The following is a 12,626-nucleotide window of genomic DNA, read 5'->3' as shown; positions in this document are numbered from 1 at the left end:
AATACCTGGGAACGTATGCTAGACTTGCTTTTTGTTGTAGGGATTGTCGAAGGATCCCCCTGCCCATGGTTGAGTTTGCTATCAAGGCTTTTCTGACCCTGTTTGTGCTGATAGACCCTATCGGCCTGATCCCGCTTTTTTTGGGGTTGGTCGGTGTTCGTAGCTACCAGGAGCAGAAGAAAATTGCCCTGCGCTCTACCCTGGTTGCCGGGCTCCTGATACTGGGCTTTGCCATACTGGGTGGGGTGATCCTCCGCCACCTGGGCATCAGCCTCGAGGCCCTCAAGGTGGCCGGGGGGTTGCTGCTGTTCAAAATCGCCCTGGACATGATCAACGCCCAGCTCGAGCGCGAGACCGACGAGGAGCACGCCGAGTCCCAGGCCCGAACCGATATCTCGGTCTTTCCCCTGGCCATCCCCCTCATCGCTGGGCCCGGCACCCTGGCGGGGGTGCTGATCCTCACCGGGTCGGCCCCAGGGGGAATATGGGGGTTCGTGGTGGTGCTGGCCATGGCCGCGCTGGTGCTGTTTCTGACCTACTGGTCGCTCAGGGCCGCGCTCAAGTTCTCGAGTTCGCTGGGCCGCACCGGTATCAACGTGATCACCCGGGTGCTGGGCATCCTGCTGGCCGCGCTGGCCGTGCAGTACGTGGCCGATGGGATGCGGGTTTTGCTCAAGCTCGGCTAAACGGTTACGAGTTTACGCCCAGCAGCAGTTCGCGCGCGTGCTCGAGGGCGGCCTCGGAGTAGCTGCCCGAGAGCATCCGGGCTAGCTCGCGCACCCGTTCTTCATCCTGCACCTGCTGAATTTCCACACTGGCACCGTGCTTGACCACCCGGTAGTGCTTCTGGGCTCGAGCGGCAATTTGTGGAAGGTGGGTCACCACCAGCACCTGGCGCTCCTGGGCCAGCCGGGCCAGCCGCTCGGCCACCTGCCAGGCGGCCTCACCCCCTACCCCGGCATCCACCTCATCGAACACCACCGTTTCGGCCTCGGTGCCGGTCAACAGGGCCAGGGCCAGCATGACCCGCGAAAGCTCGCCGCCCGAGGCAGCCTTTTCCAGCGGGGCCAGGCCCAGGCCGGGGTTGGCCGAAAAAAGCAACTGCACCTCCTCCAGCCCCTCGGGGCCTGGATGCTCCAAAGGCACCAGACCTACTTGAAACTGTGCAGCCGGCATGCCCAGGGCCCGTATTTCTTCGCCGACCCTGCGCGACAGAGCCTCTGCGGCCTGGGTGCGGGCCTCGGTAAGCTGCTGCCCTGCTTCCAGGAGCGCCTTCCAGGCATTTTCTTTTTGGCTATAGAGCTGGCTTAGCCGATCCTCGGCCCCCTCGAGCTCCACCAGCTCCTGCCGGGCGGTCTCGGCAAACTCGAGGATGGCCGGGATGCCTTCACCGTACTTGCGCCCCAGCTTCTCGATCAGGGCCAGCCGGGCCTCCACCTCGTCGAGGCGCTGGGGGTCGGCCTCGAGGTTTTCCAGATAATCCTCTAGCTCGCGGCTCACCGCCCGCAACGCGTCTAAGGCAGCCTCGAGGTCGCGGCTCAGGCTTTCCAGATGGGCATCAAACCGGCCTGCGGCTTTAACCTCCCTCGAGGCCAGGGTAACCAGCCCCAGGGCGTCGCCTTCCCCGCCCAGGGCGCTTATAGCGGCTGAAACCCGTTCGCGCAGGGCCTCGAGGTGCCGCAAGCGCTCCGCCTCTTGCTTGAGCTGCTCCTCTTCTCCCACCACCAGCCGGGCCTGGTCGATTTCTGCGATTTGAAAACGCAGGATATCCAGCCTCCGCTCGCGTTCGCGCGCCGCGGCTTCCAGCCGCTCCGTCTCACGCAGAATGGATTGATACTGCCCGTAGGCGTTCTGGTAGCGCACCAGCAAGTCTGGCTTGACCTGGGAATCGAGCAGTTTGCGCTGGGCTTTTCGACTGAAGAGGGTTAGCGAGGCGTGCTGCGCATGGATGGTTAGGTGCTGGGCGGTCTCCTCGCTCAACTCTCGCAGGCTGACCACCTCCCCATCAATGCGGGCGGTGCTGCGCCCCTGCGCCACCTTGCGCGAGAGGCTTTTCCCGTTAAAGAAGGCTGTTACCAGGAGGGTTTCGGCCCCAGAGCGCACCAGCCCTTCGGCCTTTTCGCCCAGCAGAAGCGACAAGGCATCTACCAGCACACTCTTGCCCGCGCCGGTTTCACCGGTAAGCACGGTTAGCCCAGGGCTGAAATCGAGCGCCACCTGCTCCAGAACAGCCAAATTTTGCACCTCGAGGCGCTCTAGCATACCTAGCCACAGGGTATCACATTCGTTTTGCTGCCAGCAGAACGAAGGCCGGATGCGGGGTCAGCACCTCAGGTCAGGAGCGCCTCAAACTCCTCTTGCAGGGCCTCGGCAGCCTGAACGGTGCGGCCAACTACCAGAATCGAATCCTCGCCGGCGATGGTGCCCACAATGTCGTCGCGCCGGAGCCGGTCGATCAGGAGCGCAATACCCGAAGCGTGCCCCTCCGAGACCTTCAATACCACGATGTTCTCTCCACGGTCCACGTCCCGCACGAAGGTGGGGAAGATACGCCGTAATTCATCCATAACATCTTCGGAGAGCTCGAGGTGGGCCAGGGCGTATTTGTGCTTCCCCCGCCCTAGCGGAACCCGTACCAGGCGCAATTCACTGATATCCCGGCTTACGGTGGCCTGGGTTACGTCGAAGTTCATTTTGCGCAGCCGCTCCACCAACTGGGCCTGGGTGGAAATGCTCTCGCGGCTGATAATTTCCTGGATAGCGCGGTGCCTCTGTTCCTTGCTTGCCATATCAACTCCCTGAATACCGAATTGAGATTATACAGGGCTCCGCGGCAATGTTCCAAAAAATATAGCGACAAAAAAGGCTTTCTTGGTTTTGGCTCAATGAATGAAGATGCGGGCTGTGCAGGGCGGCCCACACCCTACAAGTACGCGTTTCAGTCGGCAGGCTCGATAACCTCGCGTGGGTACATCTGGTCGAGGAATTTGGTGAGCCGATCTTCAGCGATGAGGTTTTCACCGATGAGAAGCCGCCCGGTTTTGAGCTCCTGCATGGCCCAGGTGACCGCGTTGGGGTCGGGTTTGTCGCCTTCCAGGGTGTGCATCCGGGGGTACTCGTCGGGGCTCAGAACGGTGTTCTTAAAGTCGTAACGCAAAAGCTGTTGAGCCCGCTTGGCCGTCACCACGGTTAGGCGGTACTTTGAATCGGTCAGGCTCAGAAGGGTGTCGATACCGGGTTCTGCCATAGGTATACCTCTACAACTACAACCAAGTTCCGATTGTACACCAAAGATCAGGGCTGATACTTGAGTTTCCAAAAACAAGCAATGGGCCCAGCGTGCAACCGAGGTTGATCCTTGCTGAGGCCATGGTTATGAACCGGCCTCGCCCGCCTCGAGCCGTTTGCGCTCGAGCTCGTCTAGCTCTTTTTCCAGGGCGGGATCTTGGGAAAGCGCCCGCTCGATGGCCTCGTGCATGCGGGGCTGCAACAGCCGCTCGGCCTGGATGATGGCCGCAAAGTCGGAGACAGCCTTGTCGAGCTGGTCATTGACCAGCACATATTTAAAACGGTCGGCCATACGGATTTCTTCCACGGCCCGCTCCAGCCGCTTGCGAATCTTGGGCAGGCTGTCGGTGCCGCGTACCAACAGACGCCGCCGCAGCTCCGAGAGCGAGGGCGGGATGATGAAAACCAGGATGGCTTCGGGCAGGGTTTGCTTGACCTGCAAAGCCCCCTGCACCTCGATTTCTAGGAGCACGTCCTGCCCTTTGCTGAGCGCTTCTTCTACCGGCTCGCGCGGGGTTCCGTAGTAGTCGTCTACGTACTGGGCCCATTCCAGAAAGCCATTCTGAGCAATTTTGCTTTCAAAATCGGCCTTGCTCACAAAGTAATAGTCCACCCCATTGCGCTCGCCTGGCCTGGGTGGGCGGGTGGTCATGGAGATGGAATAGTACATACGGTGGTACTCCAGCAGCCTTCCCCGTATGGTGCCTTTGCCCACCCCCGAAGCCCCAGTCATGACAAACAGATTCCCACGCGACATAACTTTGGCATCCTATCAGAGCTGGAGGTTTAGCGCCACATATGGTGTGGCTGCACTTGAGATTTGGCCCGTAGGGTTTAGACTAACCCCTGGTAACGTGTGGGAGCTTGAATGACACCAGATTGGGTCAAAGACGCGGTTTTCTACCAAATATTTCCAGATCGTTTTCGCATAGGGCAGGGGCCAGCGGGCCAACCTGCGCCGGTGCAAGGTGCTTTTGAGGCTTGGGATGCCCCCCCTACCCTGCGCGGTTTCAAAGGGGGCAACCTCTGGGGGGTCATCGAGAAGCTGGACTACATTAAAGAGCAGGGCTTCAACGCCCTGTACTTCTGTCCCATCTTCGCCTCGACGGCCAACCACCGCTATCACACCAGCGACTACTTCCAGGTAGACCCCATCCTGGGGGGTAATCTGGCGCTGCAGCGGTTGGTGGAGGAGGCCCACCGGCGCGATATACGGGTGGTGTTGGACGGGGTGTTCAACCACTGCGGGCGGGCCCACTTTGCTTTTCAGCACATCATGGAAAACGAGGCGGCCTCGCCCTACCTCAACTGGTTTCACATCTACAAGTTTCCCCTGAACGCCTATACCAAACACGCCAACTACGCGGCCTGGTGGAACAACCCCGAGCTTCCCAAGTTCAACACCGCCAACCCCGAGTGTCGGGAGTATCTGCTGTCGGTGGCGGAATACTGGCTACAGTACGGTATTGATGGCTGGCGCCTGGATGTGCCCAACGAGATTGACGACGACGATTTTTGGCGTGAGTTCCGCCGGAGGGTTAAGGCCCGGAACCCCGAGGCCTACATTGTGGGTGAGATCTGGGATGACGCCAGCCGCTGGTTGCAAGGCGATCAATTTGACGCGGTGATGAACTATCCGCTGGGGCGGGCCATCCTGGGCTTTGTGGGGGCTGATGTGCTGGACAAAGACCTGGCTGCCAAAAGCGGCCTGGGGCGCATAGAAAGCCTGGGGGCCATGGCCTGCCACCACCGCCTCGAGGAGCTCTTCCGCCGCTACGACTGGGAGATCGTGACCGCCCAGATGAACATCATGACCTCGCACGACACCCCCCGCATCTTCAGTATTTTGCGCGGCCAGGTTGAGCGGGTGCAGTTGGCTTTTGCCATGCTTTTCACCCTTCCAGGCGCACCCACGGTCTACTACGGTGACGAGATCGGCATGGCCGGAGGCCACGATCCCGACAACCGCCGCGGCATGATCTGGGATGAGTCTCGCTGGCACAAATCCATTCAGCAGACCATCCAGCAGATGTCGGCTTTGCGTCGCTCGTTGCCAGCGCTGCGCCGGGGGCGCTACCAGTACCTGTATGCCCAGGACGGCCACCTGGCCTTTGCCCGTACCCTCGAGCATTCCAGCGTGGTGGTAACGATCAATACCTCCCCGGAACCCTGGCGCATCGATTTTCCTCTGCACGGGCTGTGGCCGCGGGGCGAGCGGACGGTCGACCGGTTATCAGGCAAAACAGGCCGCTGCGTGGGCGGTTATCTGGAAGATGGTGTCCTCGAGCCGTTTAGCCTGGCGGTTTGGCAGCCCCTTGAATAGGAACCGGGTGGCTGGGATTTTCTGCCTGTAACAGATGCAATCCAGCATAGAATTACTGCTTATAGTGTCTAGATGCTATAAGAATCACAATATATGAGCCTTGCTTCTGGGCGGGTCTTGGCATATTATGTAACTATCGTATTGCTAGCATTCTTAATCGTTACTCTGGTCTACTTGCCAGGAACACACAACCGGTAGTAGCATTTAGCGCGGAAGCCCCTATATATAGTGCCACCAGGGTGGCCGGGGTGTTCTTGCTGAAAATTGGGAGGAGTTCATGCATAGCTTTGAGCCTGCACCGTTCGATGACCATGCCCAAGCCATAGCCAAGCGCCAGTATATGCAGCCGGGCGATGGGGATGTGTTTGGCATGTTTCGCCGGGTGGCTACCTGGGTGGCTTCGCCGGAAAAATCCGAGCAGGATAAGCAATACTGGAGCGAGCAGTTTTACCGGTTGATGGCTTCCAAACGCTTTTGCCCGGGTGGGCGGGTGCTGGCAGGGGCGGGCACCCAGCACGGTAATGTGCTCAACTGCTTTGTACAGGGCGCAACCGAACACGACCCCAGCAGCTTTGATGGGGTGATGGAGGTTGCAACCAAGCTGGCCCTGGTGACCAAGGTGGGGGGGGGAAACGGCGTCAACCTTGACCCCTACGTTTCGCGCAAGCATGCCGGCCCCCGCGGTACGGTGCGCGGCTTCGCTTACATTGCCGCCGACCACGCCGACGTCGAGGATTTCATCAAGGGCATGATGCGCCCCCCCATTAACCCCGATGGCGATAAGGAACAGATCACCGTGCGTAACTGGACGCGGGTGGTTTACGGCCTTTTGAAGCCCGAACTCGCGGCGCTGGCCCGGCGCAACGGGGTGATGACCGTGCGCGAGCGGCCCGGCGACGTGCTGGTAGTGCCCGACGATATGCGCGGCATTATCGAGGCGGCCAAATCGGCCTCGAGCCTGGCCGTAAAGGGCCAGGAACCCCATGTGGACTTCAGCAGCCTGCGGCCCGAGGGGGCGCCCATCCGGGGCAGCGGTGGTACCAGCAGCGGCCCGGTGAGCTTTTTGGTGGAGATTTTCGATAACTTTTTGGAGTGGGCCAACCTGGGGGCCGAAAAAGCCGGCCCCGTTGCCACCCTGCGCTATGTGTACGCCCCGGTGCTGCGGGTGGTGCGCCAGGGTGGAACCCGTCGTGGTGCTGGGATGGCCACCATCGCCATTGACCACCCCGACCTGCTGGACTTCCTGACCGCCAAAGACCTCGACCGGGAGGCCAGCGAGGGCGATATTTCTACCTTCAACATCTCGATTCTGGTCACCGAAGCCTTCTGGCAGACCCTGCAAGCCGATGGGCTATGGGCAGTGGAACCTTCGGAGGTGCCAGGTAAATACTACCCCTACCCGGTGCAGGGGCCCTACACAGGGGCGCTGCCCGACCTGCCCGAGCGCGCCCAGGATGGTGCCCGGCCCATCCCGGTCTACGATGGCAAGGTGCCGGCCAAGTGGCTCTGGCACGAGATTGCCTGGCACGCCTGGGCCACTGGTGAGCCCGGCTTGATCTTTGTGGATCGTATTAACGAGCTTTCGGCGCTCAAGAACCTGGGGCCGCGCTATCAGATTCGCTCGACCAATCCGTGCGGGGAAATCCCCCTAACGGTGGGCGAACCTTGCGACCTGGGGGCCATCAACCTGGCCGCCTACGTGGAAAACGGCGCGTTCAACTTTGCCGAGTTCCGCAAGGATGTGCGCACCGCGGTACGCTTCCTGGATAACGTGCTGGACGTGAACGTGTTTGCCCTCGAGGACAACCGCGTCGCCAGCCAGACCCTGCGCCGCCTGGGCCTGGGGGTGATGGGCCTGGCCGACATGCTCATCAAGATGGGGCTGCCCTACTCCTCCGAGGCGGGCCGCCGGGTGGTGGCCCAGGTGATGAACGCCATGCGTGAAGAGGCCATCGCCGAGTCGGAGCGGCTGGGCCAGGAGCGCGGGGTCTTCCCGGTGTACGAACAAAACCGGGCCGCCTTCGAAGCGCTGGGCATCCGCCCGCGGCGCAACGTGGCGGTGCTGACGGTGGCCCCCACCGGAACCACCAGCATGCTGATGGGGGTCTCGAGCGGCATCGAGCCGATGTTCTCGCCCTTCATGTGGCGGCGCATCGGCGGGCAGTACAAGGCTTTGCTGCACCCCTTGTTTGTGGAGATGATGGAGCAGTTCCCGGCCACGGGGCCGTTCGAGAAAGACGGGGCCTGGAACTGGGAGGCCATCATCGAGGCCATCCAGGCCAACCACGGTACGGTGAAGGGCCTCGAGGGCATCCCCGCCGCCATCGCCTTGGTGTTTGAAGGGGCCCACGACGTACCCCCGCTAGACCACGTGCGGATGCAAGGTGTGGTGCAAACCGCCTTCGATGCCGAGGGCTACGCGGCCAACTCGCTCTCCAAGACCATCAACCTGCCCAACCAGGCCACGGTAGAAGACGTGGAGGCGGCCTATACCGAGGCCTACATGACCGGCTGCAAGGGCATTACGGTTTACCGCGATGGCAGCCGTGAGTTCCAGGTGCTCTCGGTGAGCAAGGAAGAAAAGAAAGAGGAAAAAGCCCAGAGCAAAAGCCAGGAAACGGTGGCCGTACAGCCCGCCCTTCTGGAGGTTCCGCCCAGCCCGGAACGCACCGCCCGCCCCATCTTCGAGCGCACGGGCCGGTTGGTGGGCTACACCGATATGGTCAAACTCACCGCCGCCGATGGCACCCGCCGGAGCTTCCTGGTTACGGTGAATATGCAGGGCGAGCACCCGGTGGAGGTAATTCTGACCTCGGGCAAGGCCGGCGACGAGGCCAACGCCGATAGCGAGGCGCTGGGCCGCATCATCTCCAAGGCCCTGCAGTACGGCGTGCCGGTGGCCGAACTGGTCAAAACCCTGCGCGGCATTAATGGCGGCCTGTACGGCAGCTACCAGGGCCGCTTCGTGACCAGCAAAGCCGACCTGATTGCGGTGGCCCTCGAGACCAGCAGCAAAATCCAGATCGCCGAGGCCGAGCGCAAAGCCGCTCAGATGCCCCCTGACGACCGCATGGTGCCCCAGGCCATGCAACGGGCCATGACCGCACCCATCCAGAACATCCAGCCGAAAACCGGCCTGGGCAAGTGCCCCGAGTGCGGCGATGCCAACCTGGTGCGCGAAGAGGGCTGTATCAAGTGCTATAGCTGCGGGTATAGCAAGTGCGGATGAGCCGAAGCCTGGCGGAAACGGCTGCGGATTGCTGACCTAAAATCCCATACCGGGTAGGGTGGACAGTCTCCGGCGACGGGGCGCTCCACCCCTTTTGTTTGACCGCATCGAGCAAAGAACCACGCCGACCATTGGAACAGCGCCCCTGGTTTGCTGGCTGCGGCAAGCCAAAACCGGGTTCGTTCAAAAGGTTGTGATACCGTTTTTGCTTGAATCCTTCACCGCCCTGCGCAGTCAGAGGTGAAGGATTCAAGCCGACCGAAGGGAGTAGAAAAGCATTTCGGTAGAATCGTTTAGGCTTGCCATAGTGAACGATACCACCGAAATGCGTATGAAAGAGCCCTGAAGCACTATAAAACCGCTATCCAGTCCAATCTTTGCCAGGGTTTCTCCCTTAGACGGCATCCAAATATGTGGAGTGGTCGCGCTGAATTTTACTGTTCCTGTGCGATTTGCTAAGTGATTGGTACTGAGTTGACAGTATGCGGCGGCTGGTATAGACTTCGCGGAGGAAGTTCTTCTAAAAGACAGAATGCTGGCGACTCCGGCGGCTGGCTTGTCGTGGAAGCACTTCCAACGAAATAGGAGGAGACATGAAGAAGTGGCTTTTAGGCGCATTGGCCCTGACCCTTATGTTGGGTGGGCTGGCCTTCGCCCAGGGGGTAACCATCCGCGTGGCGGGCGACTCCACCGCGGTGGGTGAAGGCGGCCGCTGGATGAAGGCCAAAGCGGAAGAATGGGCCCAAAAAACCGGCAACAAGATCGAGTACATTGACTCCCCCGCCGATACCAACGACCGTCTGGCCCTGTACCAGCAATACTGGGCAGCCCGCAGTGCCGACGTGGACGTGTACATGATTGACGTGATCTGGCCTGGCATTGTGGCTCCCCACGCGGCCGATCTCAAGCAGTTCTTTACCGAGGCCGAGCTGAGCCAGTTCTTCCCCCGCATCATCGAAAACAACACCATTCGGGGCAAACTGACCTCAATTCCTTTCTTCACCGATGCGGGCTTGCTCTACTACCGCACCGACCTGCTGCAAAAGTACGGGTACCAGCGCCCGCCCCAGACCTGGACCGAGCTTGACCAGATGGCCACCAGGATTCAGGCCGGTGAGCGCCAGGCCGGCAACCGCGATTTCTGGGGGTTTGTCTGGCAGGGCAAGGCCTACGAAGGCCTGACCTGCGATGCGCTGGAGTGGATCTTCTCCATGGGCGGCGGCCGCATCATCGAGCCCGATGGCCGTATTACTATCAACAACCCTCAGGCTATTGCTGCTCTCAACATGGTACGGAGCTGGGTGGGCCGCATCTCCCCGCCGGGGGTGACCAGCTACGCTGAAGAGGAAGCCCGCAACGCCTTCCAGTCGGGCAACGCCGCCTTTATGCGCAACTGGCCCTATGCCTACAGCCTGGGCCAGACTGAGGGCAGCGCTGTGCGCGGCAAAATTGGGGTAACCGTGCTACCCCGCGGGGCGGGCCAGGAGGGCCGGCACGCCGCGACCCTGGGTGGCTGGCAGTTGATGGTCTCGGCCTACTCGCGCAACCAGCGGGTTGCTGCTGATCTGGTCAAGTACCTGACCAGCGTGGAAGTCCAGAAGGACAACGCCATCAGCCTTTCGCGCCTGCCCACCCGCCCGGCCCTCTACAACGACCCCCAGGTGCTGGCTAAGAACGCCTTCTTCAAAGACCTGCTGCCGGTCTTCCAGAACGCCGTGGGCCGTCCTTCAGGTGTGGCGGGTGCCCGCTACAACCAGGTCTCTGAGGCCTTCTGGACGGGCGTGCACGAAGCCATCACCGGGCGCAAGCCCGCAGCCCAGGCTGTGCGGGACATGGAAGCCGCCTTCCGGCGCATTCTGCGCTAAGTTTGTGGTGGTGCTTTGATAGGGAGTGGGGTCGGGTATCCGGCCCCATTTCTTTGGTATTTGGTAGAAGGATGCATTGAGCACAGATCATTGGACGATGGGCATATAAAGCGATATAGTAGCAGCACCTAGAAAAATAGCTGGCTCCCAACGGCTAACTTGAGTGGAGGTGTATATAGATGCTCACTATTCGACAAACCCGCTTGGCCTGGCTGCTGGTACTGCCCACGCTCTTGGTGGTGGCGTTTGTGGCGGGCTATCCCCTGGCGCAGGTGTTCTACTACTCGTTTCACCGGGCCGATATCTCATTTGTAGAGCCCACCGAGTTTGTGGGTTTTAAGAACTACATTTTCCTGTTGCAAGACCCCGACTTTAGGGGTGCGCTCTGGAACACCCTGCGCTTTACAGTGGTTTCGGTTTTTCTCGAGACCGTGCTCGGCCTGGCTATTGCCCTGGTGATCCACTCCAACTTTAGAGGCCGCGGTATCGTGCGGGCGGCCATCCTGATTCCCTGGGCCATCCCCACGGTGGTCTCGGCCAAGATGTGGCAGTGGATGCTCAACGACATCTACGGGGTGATTAACGTCATCCTGGTCAATACCGGTTTGGTAGCCAACAAAATCGCCTTCCTGGCCAACCCCAATACCGTGCTGTGGGCCATGGTGGCGGTGGATGTGTGGAAGACCACCCCCTTCATGGCCTTGCTGCTTTTGGCCGGGTTGCAGTTGATTCCATCCGACATCTACGAGGCCGCCGACATTGACGGGGCCAGCAAGTGGCAGCAGTTCTGGACGCTGACGCTCCCGCTACTAACCCCAGCCCTGGTGGTGGCCCTTATTTTCCGTACCCTGGACGCGCTGCGGGTTTTCGACGTGATTTTCGTGATGGTGGGGGTCAACACCGCTACCCGCAGCCTGGCCATTTACAACCGCCAGACCCTGATTGATTTTCAGGACTTGGGGTATGGTTCTGCGGTATCGGTGGCGATTTTGGTGATCATCTTTATCTTTGTGGTGCTGTACATGCGCGTGGCTGGAAAGGGGGTGCGCGGTGAGGACTAAAGGTCTGGGTTATTACGCTGGAAGGGTGCTGTTTTATGCGCTGGTGGTCTTTATCGTGGTCTACAGCGTGTTTCCTTTTTACTGGGCGGTAATTAGCAGCTTCAAAACCAGCGATGCGCTGTTTAGTTCGAACCCAAGCTTTTTGCCAGTGCCCTTTACCCTTACGCATTACCAGAACGTCTTTAGCGGGGCGGAGTTTGGCCGCAACCTGCTCAACTCGCTGATTGTGGCAGGGGGGGCCACCCTGATCTGCCTGGTGCTGGGGGTGATGGCGGCTTACGCGCTGGGTCGGCTGCGCTTTCCTCCCAAGAATGCGGTGCTGTACCTGGTGCTGGCCATGACCATGTTCCCCCAGGTGTCGGTGCTCTCGGGGATGTTTGTGCTGCTGCGGGAGACGGGTTTGTTTAATACCCATGCGGGTCTGATTCTGTCGTATATGCTCTTCACCCTGCCCTTTACCGTGTGGGTGCTGACCGGCTACTTTCGGGGGCTGCCGCGGGAGCTCGAGGAGGCCGCCTACGTGGACGGGGCCACGCCCATGCAAACCCTGATCAAGGTCATGCTGCCCCTCACCGGCCCTGGTCTGGTGACCACCGGCCTGCTGGCCTTTATCGCCGCCTGGAACGAGTACCTCTTCGCCCTGACCTTTACCATTGGTAACAACGTGCGCACCGTGCCGGTGGCCATTGCCTCGTTTGGTGGGGCCACCCCCTTTGAGATTCCCTGGGGTTCGATTATGGCGGCCTCGGTGGTGGTGACGGTGCCGCTGGTGATCCTGGTGCTGATCTTCCAGCAGCGCATCGTGGCCGGGCTGACTGCGGGGGCTGTGAAAGGCTGAGCCATCGTTTTGCACGGGTGTG

At 60.6% G+C, this 12,626-nt stretch carries 10 protein-coding genes; 6 read left to right on the top strand and 4 right to left on the bottom strand.

Annotated features, from left to right (window positions below; translation table 11 throughout):
• Window positions 1-65 precede the first annotated feature (65 nt).
• Window positions 66-686: a MarC family protein gene (locus MRUB_RS10585; RefSeq protein ID WP_013014349.1), complete on the top strand. Its 621-nt coding sequence runs from the start codon at window positions 66-68 to the stop codon at window positions 684-686.
• A 4-nt stretch (window positions 687-690) separates the two neighbouring features.
• Here the strand turns inward: MRUB_RS10585 and MRUB_RS10580 are convergent, their stop codons facing one another.
• The 4 genes from MRUB_RS10580 to gmk all read right to left on the bottom strand — a co-directional run bounded on the left by MRUB_RS10580 (window position 691) and on the right by gmk (window position 4,045).
• Window positions 691-2,262 carry a DNA repair protein RecN gene (locus MRUB_RS10580; RefSeq protein WP_013014348.1) on the bottom strand — a complete coding sequence of 524 codons (1,572 nt, stop codon included), beginning with the start codon at window positions 2,260-2,262 and terminating at the stop codon, window positions 691-693.
• A gap of 68 nt (window positions 2,263-2,330) precedes the next feature.
• Window positions 2,331-2,789, bottom strand: a complete 459-nt coding sequence (argR, locus tag MRUB_RS10575) for an arginine repressor (RefSeq protein ID WP_013014347.1) — start codon at window positions 2,787-2,789, stop codon at window positions 2,331-2,333.
• A 149-nt stretch (window positions 2,790-2,938) separates the two neighbouring features.
• Window positions 2,939-3,247: a DNA-directed RNA polymerase subunit omega gene (gene rpoZ, locus MRUB_RS10570; protein ID WP_013014346.1), complete on the bottom strand. Its 309-nt coding sequence runs from the start codon at window positions 3,245-3,247 to the stop codon at window positions 2,939-2,941.
• A gap of 126 nt (window positions 3,248-3,373) precedes the next feature.
• Window positions 3,374-4,045, bottom strand: coding sequence for a guanylate kinase (gmk, locus tag MRUB_RS10565; RefSeq protein WP_013014345.1), 672 nt, complete (start codon window positions 4,043-4,045; stop codon window positions 3,374-3,376).
• 111 nt (window positions 4,046-4,156) lie between these two features.
• Here gmk and MRUB_RS10560 point away from each other — a divergent pair, with 111 nt between their 5' ends.
• From MRUB_RS10560 to MRUB_RS10540, 5 genes are all read left to right on the top strand, one after another.
• Window positions 4,157-5,611: a glycoside hydrolase family 13 protein gene (locus MRUB_RS10560; RefSeq protein WP_013014344.1), complete on the top strand. Its 1,455-nt coding sequence runs from the start codon at window positions 4,157-4,159 to the stop codon at window positions 5,609-5,611.
• Window positions 5,612-5,888: 277 nt separating this feature from the next.
• Window positions 5,889-8,840, top strand: a complete 2,952-nt coding sequence (locus tag MRUB_RS10555) for an adenosylcobalamin-dependent ribonucleoside-diphosphate reductase (RefSeq protein WP_013014343.1) — start codon at window positions 5,889-5,891, stop codon at window positions 8,838-8,840.
• A gap of 593 nt (window positions 8,841-9,433) precedes the next feature.
• Entirely contained in the window at window positions 9,434-10,705 is a 1,272-nt protein-coding gene (locus MRUB_RS10550; protein ID WP_013014342.1) for an ABC transporter substrate-binding protein, read from the top strand.
• 179 nt (window positions 10,706-10,884) lie between these two features.
• Window positions 10,885-11,766, top strand: a complete 882-nt coding sequence (locus tag MRUB_RS10545) for a carbohydrate ABC transporter permease (RefSeq protein WP_013014341.1) — start codon at window positions 10,885-10,887, stop codon at window positions 11,764-11,766.
• Window positions 11,756-12,604, top strand: a complete 849-nt coding sequence (locus MRUB_RS10540; RefSeq protein ID WP_013014340.1) for a carbohydrate ABC transporter permease — start codon at window positions 11,756-11,758, stop codon at window positions 12,602-12,604. Before MRUB_RS10545 ends, MRUB_RS10540 begins: the two co-directional genes overlap by 11 nt.
• Window positions 12,605-12,626: the final 22 nt, after the last annotated feature.

Origin of the sequence: Meiothermus ruber DSM 1279 (assembly GCF_000024425.1) — a bacterium.
GTDB classification, from domain to species: domain Bacteria; phylum Deinococcota; class Deinococci; order Deinococcales; family Thermaceae; genus Meiothermus; species Meiothermus ruber.
The sequence above is the reverse complement of the archived record's forward strand: the minus strand, read 5'-3'. Positions and strand labels throughout refer to the sequence as shown.

Bases quoted from the DNA above. Each gene is read 5' to 3' on its own strand.
- MRUB_RS10580 (WP_013014348.1), bottom strand. From the start codon at position 2,262: ATGCTAGAGCGCCTCGAGGTGCAAAATTTGGCTGTTCTGGAGCAGGTG.
- MRUB_RS10560 (WP_013014344.1), top strand. From the start codon at position 4,157: ATGACACCAGATTGGGTCAAAGACGCGGTTTTCTACCAAATATTTCCA.
- MRUB_RS10550 (WP_013014342.1), top strand. From the start codon at position 9,434: ATGAAGAAGTGGCTTTTAGGCGCATTGGCCCTGACCCTTATGTTGGGT.
- MRUB_RS10545 (WP_013014341.1), top strand. From the start codon at position 10,885: ATGCTCACTATTCGACAAACCCGCTTGGCCTGGCTGCTGGTACTGCCC.
- MRUB_RS10585 (WP_013014349.1), top strand. From the start codon at position 66: ATGGTTGAGTTTGCTATCAAGGCTTTTCTGACCCTGTTTGTGCTGATA.
- argR (WP_013014347.1), bottom strand. From the start codon at position 2,789: ATGGCAAGCAAGGAACAGAGGCACCGCGCTATCCAGGAAATTATCAGC.
- MRUB_RS10555 (WP_013014343.1), top strand. From the start codon at position 5,889: ATGCATAGCTTTGAGCCTGCACCGTTCGATGACCATGCCCAAGCCATA.
- gmk (WP_013014345.1), bottom strand. From the start codon at position 4,045: ATGTCGCGTGGGAATCTGTTTGTCATGACTGGGGCTTCGGGGGTGGGC.
- rpoZ (WP_013014346.1), bottom strand. From the start codon at position 3,247: ATGGCAGAACCCGGTATCGACACCCTTCTGAGCCTGACCGATTCAAAG.